Below are 1,464 nucleotides of genomic sequence, written 5' to 3' on the forward strand. Positions count from 1 at the left end.
TGGCGCTGCCCTTCGTCAAACAAAATTACAAGCGTTGAAGTCAGGAGAGAGAGACATGGCAACCTATTATTCCGAAGAGCATGAATGGCTGGCGGTCGACGGCGACACGGCCACGCTGGGTATCACCAAACACGCGGCCGAGCAGCTGGGTGAGGTGGTCTTTGTCGAGCAGCAGGAGGTGGGCGACGAGTTCGAGAAGGATGGCGAGATCGGCGTGATCGAATCCGTCAAGGCCGCCTCCGAGCTTTACGCGCCGGTTGATGGCGAGATTACGGAAGTGAACGAGGCGCTGGCTGACAACCCCGGCGCGCTGAACGACGACCCCGAGGGCGAGGCCTGGATCTACAAGATCAAGATCGCCGATGCCGCGCAGCTGGAAGATCTGATGGACGAAGCCGGCTACAAGGCCTTCATCGGCTAAATCCGGCCCGGAGCCCCAGAGACCGGGGCTCCCCGCTTCATCTTTTTCCAAATACTCCCGCCGGAGGCTCCTGCCGTCTCCGCCGGACCTGACCTATCCTTGAGGAGCGCTGCAATGGCCTTCAAACTGACCGACTACGAAGCCTATGACTTCGCCAATCGCCGCCACATCGGGCCCAGCCCGACCGAGATGCGCGACATGCTGCAGGTGATCGGCTTCAAGACGCTGGACCAGCTGATCGACGCTACCGTCCCGCCCGCGATCCGGCAGAAGGAACCGCTGGACTGGGGCCCGGCGATGACGGAACGCGATGCGCTCTTTCACATGAAGCAGGTGGCGGGCAAGAACAAGGTTCTGACCTCGCTGATCGGTCAGGGATATTACGGCACCACCACCCCGGCGCCGATCCTGCGCAACATCCTGGAAAACCCGGCCTGGTACACGGCCTACACGCCCTATCAGCCCGAGATCAGCCAGGGCCGGCTTGAGGCGCTGCTGAACTTCCAGACCATGGTCAGCGACCTGACCGGGCTCGATGTGGCCAACGCGTCCCTGCTGGACGAAGCCACAGCCGCAGCAGAAGCCATGGCGATGGCCAAGCGCGGCGGCCGGTCCAAGGCCAATAACGCGGCCTTCTTCGTGGATCGCAACTGTCATCCGCAGACCATCGCGGTCATCAAAACCCGCGCCGAACCCTTGGGCATCGACGTGCAGGTGGGCGATCCCGATCAGCTGGATGCAGGTGCCGTCTTTGGCGCGATCTTCCAGTATCCGGGCACCCATGGCCATGTGCGCGACTTCACGAACGAGATCGCGGCGCTGCATGAACATAACGCCATCGCCGTTGTCGCCGCCGATATCCTGTCACTGGCGCTGCTGAAATCCCCCGGCGAGATGGGCGCGGATATCGCCATCGGCTCGACCCAGCGCTTTGGCGTGCCGATGGGCTATGGTGGCCCGCATGCCGCTTACATGGCGACCACTGACAAGCTGAAACGCGCGATGCCGGGCCGGATCATCGGCGTCAGCATAGACAGCCGTGG

The 1,464-nt window shown here is 62.7% G+C and carries 2 protein-coding genes; both read left to right on the top strand.

Annotated elements, in window-relative coordinates:
* Positions 1–55 precede the first annotated feature (55 nt).
* Positions 56–421, top strand: coding sequence for a glycine cleavage system protein GcvH (gene gcvH / locus ACR0C6_RS21150; protein WP_209505056.1), 366 nt, complete (start codon positions 56–58; stop codon positions 419–421).
* 114 nt (positions 422–535) lie between these two features.
* A partial coding sequence (locus ACR0C6_RS21155; protein ID WP_480621066.1) for a glycine dehydrogenase occupies positions 536–1,464 on the top strand: 929 nt, incomplete at its 3' end.

The organism is Ruegeria sp. AL12, assembly GCF_056540885.1.

Bases quoted from the DNA above. Each gene is read 5' to 3' on its own strand.
- gcvH (WP_209505056.1), top strand. From the start codon at position 56: ATGGCAACCTATTATTCCGAAGAGCATGAATGGCTGGCGGTCGACGGC.